The organism is Pseudomonas sp. GW821-FHT09E12 (genome assembly GCF_059416085.1).
Genome location: NZ_JBWKOM010000017.1, coordinates 1 through 5,423, shown reverse-complemented (window position 1 = coordinate 5,423; position 5,423 = coordinate 1). Strand labels below are relative to the sequence as shown.

At 51.4% G+C, this 5,423-nt stretch carries 2 tRNA genes and 2 rRNA genes; all 4 read right to left on the bottom strand.

Annotated features, from left to right (window positions below):
- Positions 1-121: 121 nt before the first annotated feature.
- The 4 genes from AC07PQ_RS30655 to AC07PQ_RS30640 all read right to left on the bottom strand — a co-directional run bounded on the left by AC07PQ_RS30655 (position 122) and on the right by AC07PQ_RS30640 (position 5,033).
- A 23S ribosomal RNA gene (locus AC07PQ_RS30655) occupies positions 122-3,013 on the bottom strand.
- A gap of 239 nt (positions 3,014-3,252) precedes the next feature.
- Positions 3,253-3,328: transfer RNA gene (locus AC07PQ_RS30650), tRNA-Ala, on the bottom strand.
- 26 nt (positions 3,329-3,354) lie between these two features.
- A tRNA-Ile gene (locus AC07PQ_RS30645) sits at positions 3,355-3,431 on the bottom strand.
- Between the two features lie 65 nt (positions 3,432-3,496).
- A 16S ribosomal RNA gene (locus tag AC07PQ_RS30640) occupies positions 3,497-5,033 on the bottom strand.
- Together the 16S and 23S rRNA genes with 2 tRNA genes alongside form the textbook arrangement of a ribosomal RNA operon.
- Between the last annotated feature and the right edge of the window lie 390 nt (positions 5,034-5,423).

Below are 5,423 nucleotides of genomic sequence, written 5' to 3'. Positions count from 1 at the left end.
CGTCTTTCGACGCTTCAGCAAATTGGGTATGCGATAGTTTGTGTGTTTTCTCGAACTTTCGGTTCGTTTCGTCTTCACACACCGCAATCTGGCTGTTAAGCGCAAATTGCTTGGGTGTTATATGGTCAAGCCTCACGGGCAATTAGTATTGGTTAGCTCAACGCCTCACAGCGCTTACACACCCAACCTATCAACGTCGTAGTCTTCGACGGCCCTTCAGGGAACTCAAGGTTCCAGTGAGATCTCATCTTGAGGCAAGTTTCCCGCTTAGATGCTTTCAGCGGTTATCTTTTCCGAACATAGCTACCCGGCAATGCCACTGGCGTGACAACCGGAACACCAGAGGTTCGTCCACTCCGGTCCTCTCGTACTAGGAGCAGCCCCTCTCAAATCTCAAACGTCCACGGCAGATAGGGACCGAACTGTCTCACGACGTTCTAAACCCAGCTCGCGTACCACTTTAAATGGCGAACAGCCATACCCTTGGGACCGGCTTCAGCCCCAGGATGTGATGAGCCGACATCGAGGTGCCAAACACCGCCGTCGATATGAACTCTTGGGCGGTATCAGCCTGTTATCCCCGGAGTACCTTTTATCCGTTGAGCGATGGCCCTTCCATACAGAACCACCGGATCACTAAGACCTACTTTCGTACCTGCTCGACGTGTCTGTCTCGCAGTCAAGCGCGCTTTTGCCTTTATACTCTACGACCGATTTCCGACCGGTCTGAGCGCACCTTCGTACTCCTCCGTTACTCTTTAGGAGGAGACCGCCCCAGTCAAACTACCCACCATACACTGTCCTCGATCCGGATAACGGACCTGAGTTAGAACCTCAAAGTTGCCAGGGTGGTATTTCAAGGATGGCTCCACGCGAACTGGCGTCCACGCTTCAAAGCCTCCCACCTATCCTACACAAGCAAATTCAAAGTCCAGTGCAAAGCTATAGTAAAGGTTCACGGGGTCTTTCCGTCTAGCCGCGGATACACTGCATCTTCACAGCGATTTCAATTTCACTGAGTCTCGGGTGGAGACAGCGCCGCCATCGTTACGCCATTCGTGCAGGTCGGAACTTACCCGACAAGGAATTTCGCTACCTTAGGACCGTTATAGTTACGGCCGCCGTTTACCGGGGCTTCGATCAAGAGCTTCGCGTTAGCTAACCCCATCAATTAACCTTCCGGCACCGGGCAGGCGTCACACCCTATACGTCCACTTTCGTGTTTGCAGAGTGCTGTGTTTTTAATAAACAGTCGCAGCGGCCTGGTATCTTCGACCGGCATGGGCTTACGGAGCAAGTCCTTCACCCTCACCGGCGCACCTTCTCCCGAAGTTACGGTGCCATTTTGCCTAGTTCCTTCACCCGAGTTCTCTCAAGCGCCTTGGTATTCTCTACCCAACCACCTGTGTCGGTTTGGGGTACGGTTCCTAGTTATCTGAAGCTTAGAAGCTTTTCTTGGAAGCATGGCATCAACCACTTCGTCACCTAAAAGGTAACTCGTCATCAGCTCTCGGCCTTAGAACCCCGGATTTACCTAAGATTCCAGCCTACCACCTTAAACTTGGACAACCAACGCCAAGCTGGCCTAGCCTTCTCCGTCCCTCCATCGCAATAACTAGAAGTACAGGAATATTAACCTGTTTTCCATCGACTACGCTTTTCAGCCTCGCCTTAGGGACCGACTAACCCTGCGTCGATTAACGTTGCGCAGGAAACCTTGGTCTTTCGGCGTGGGTGTTTTTCACACCCATTGTCGTTACTCATGTCAGCATTCGCACTTCTGATACCTCCAGCAAGCTTCTCAACTCACCTTCACAGGCTTACAGAACGCTCCTCTACCGCATCACTTACGTGATACCCGTAGCTTCGGTGTATGGTTTGAGCCCCGTTACATCTTCCGCGCAGGCCGACTCGACTAGTGAGCTATTACGCTTTCTTTAAAGGGTGGCTGCTTCTAAGCCAACCTCCTAGCTGTCTAAGCCTTCCCACATCGTTTCCCACTTAACCATAACTTTGGGACCTTAGCTGACGGTCTGGGTTGTTTCCCTTTTCACGACGGACGTTAGCACCCGCCGTGTGTCTCCCATGCTCGGCACTTGTAGGTATTCGGAGTTTGCATCGGTTTGGTAAGTCGGGATGACCCCCTAGCCGAAACAGTGCTCTACCCCCTACAGTGATACATGAGGCGCTACCTAAATAGCTTTCGAGGAGAACCAGCTATCTCCGAGCTTGATTAGCCTTTCACTCCGATCCACAGGTCATCCGCTAACTTTTCAACGGTAGTCGGTTCGGTCCTCCAGTCAGTGTTACCTAACCTTCAACCTGCCCATGGATAGATCGCCCGGTTTCGGGTCTATACCCAGCGACTAAACGCCCTATTAAGACTCGCTTTCGCTACGCCTCCCCTATTCGGTTAAGCTCGCCACTGAATATAAGTCGCTGACCCATTATACAAAAGGTACGCAGTCACAGAACAAAGTCTGCTCCCACTGCTTGTACGCATACGGTTTCAGGATCTATTTCACTCCCCTCTCCGGGGTTCTTTTCGCCTTTCCCTCACGGTACTAGTTCACTATCGGTCAGTCAGTAGTATTTAGCCTTGGAGGATGGTCCCCCCATATTCAGACAAAGTTTCTCGTGCTCCGTCCTACTCGATTTCATGACTAAGAGATTTTCGCGTACAGGGCTATCACCCACTATGGCCGCACTTTCCAGAGCGTTCCGCTAATCTCAAAGCCACTTAAGGGCTAGTCCCCGTTCGCTCGCCACTACTAAGGGAATCTCGGTTGATTTCTTTTCCTCAGGGTACTTAGATGTTTCAGTTCCCCTGGTTCGCCTCTTGCACCTATGTATTCAGTACAAGATAACCATCTTATGATGGCTGGGTTCCCCCATTCAGACATCTCCGGATCAAAGTCTGTTTGCCGACTCCCCGAAGCTTTTCGCAGGCTACCACGTCTTTCATCGCCTCTGACTGCCAAGGCATCCACCGTATGCGCTTCTTCACTTGACCATATAACCCCAAGCAATCTGGTTATACTGTGAAGACGACATTCGCCGAAAATTCGCGATTAAACTCACAAATTTTACCTTAGCCTGAACAACACCAGTGAAAGTGCTATCCAGTCTATCTTTCTATCACATACCCAAATTTTTAAAGAACGATTCTGATAAAGATCAGAAATCAACATTCACCATCCACTTGATGGAATGCTCATTTCTAAGCTTTAAACGATGGACACCAATCTGTAATGGTGGAGCCAAGCGGGATCGAACCGCTGACCTCCTGCGTGCAAGGCAGGCGCTCTCCCAGCTGAGCTATGGCCCCGTATCGCTACAGGGTGCACCAGTAATTGGTGGGTCTGGGCAGATTCGAACTGCCGACCTCACCCTTATCAGGGGTGCGCTCTAACCAACTGAGCTACAGACCCAATCGTCTTCTTCAATGAATCAAGCAATTCGTGTGGGAGCTTATGAAGCAGCTGATGTCGTCGATTAAGGAGGTGATCCAGCCGCAGGTTCCCCTACGGCTACCTTGTTACGACTTCACCCCAGTCATGAATCACACCGTGGTAACCGTCCTCCCGAAGGTTAGACTAGCTACTTCTGGTGCAACCCACTCCCATGGTGTGACGGGCGGTGTGTACAAGGCCCGGGAACGTATTCACCGCGACATTCTGATTCGCGATTACTAGCGATTCCGACTTCACGCAGTCGAGTTGCAGACTGCGATCCGGACTACGATCGGTTTTGTGGGATTAGCTCCACCTCGCGGCTTGGCAACCCTCTGTACCGACCATTGTAGCACGTGTGTAGCCCAGGCCGTAAGGGCCATGATGACTTGACGTCATCCCCACCTTCCTCCGGTTTGTCACCGGCAGTCTCCTTAGAGTGCCCACCATGACGTGCTGGTAACTAAGGACAAGGGTTGCGCTCGTTACGGGACTTAACCCAACATCTCACGACACGAGCTGACGACAGCCATGCAGCACCTGTCTCAATGCTCCCGAAGGCACCAATCCATCTCTGGAAAGTTCATTGGATGTCAAGGCCTGGTAAGGTTCTTCGCGTTGCTTCGAATTAAACCACATGCTCCACCGCTTGTGCGGGCCCCCGTCAATTCATTTGAGTTTTAACCTTGCGGCCGTACTCCCCAGGCGGTCAACTTAATGCGTTAGCTGCGCCACTAAGAGCTCAAGGCTCCCAACGGCTAGTTGACATCGTTTACGGCGTGGACTACCAGGGTATCTAATCCTGTTTGCTCCCCACGCTTTCGCACCTCAGTGTCAGTATCAGTCCAGGTGGTCGCCTTCGCCACTGGTGTTCCTTCCTATATCTACGCATTTCACCGCTACACAGGAAATTCCACCACCCTCTACCATACTCTAGCTCGCCAGTTTTGGATGCAGTTCCCAGGTTGAGCCCGGGGATTTCACATCCAACTTAACGAACCACCTACGCGCGCTTTACGCCCAGTAATTCCGATTAACGCTTGCACCCTCTGTATTACCGCGGCTGCTGGCACAGAGTTAGCCGGTGCTTATTCTGTCGGTAACGTCAAAATACTCACGTATTAGGTAAGTACCCTTCCTCCCAACTTAAAGTGCTTTACAATCCGAAGACCTTCTTCACACACGCGGCATGGCTGGATCAGGCTTTCGCCCATTGTCCAATATTCCCCACTGCTGCCTCCCGTAGGAGTCTGGACCGTGTCTCAGTTCCAGTGTGACTGATCATCCTCTCAGACCAGTTACGGATCGTCGCCTTGGTGAGCCATTACCCCACCAACTAGCTAATCCGACCTAGGCTCATCTGATAGCGCAAGGCCCGAAGGTCCCCTGCTTTCTCCCGTAGGACGTATGCGGTATTAGCGTCCGTTTCCGGACGTTATCCCCCACTACCAGGCAGATTCCTAGGCATTACTCACCCGTCCGCCGCTCTCAAGAGGTGCAAGCACCTCTCTACCGCTCGACTTGCATGTGTTAGGCCTGCCGCCAGCGTTCAATCTGAGCCATGATCAAACTCTTCAGTTCAAACATCTTTGGGTTTTGAGAAAACCCTAAACTTGGCTCAGCAATCGTTGGTTACATCTTTGATTTCTCGCGGAGTAACTTGTGATGCTGATAATCTTTCTGACTATCAGTCTGACTCCACAAGCACCCACACGAATTGCTTGATTCAGTTGTTAAAGAGCGGTTGGTTAAGTCTTTCGTCTCAACCGAGGCGCGCATTCTACAGCAGCCTCTGTATCTGTCAAGCGGTTATTTTAAGAAGTTTTCAAAGTTTCCTTTGCAACTTCAACCACTTGCGCTTCCGATCTCTCGTCAGCGGGAGGCGAATTCTACAGCGTTACACGCTGCTGTCAACACCTCTTTTTCTCCGCTTTCGACCGAGAAGATCGAATCGTTAACTCGGCGAAAACT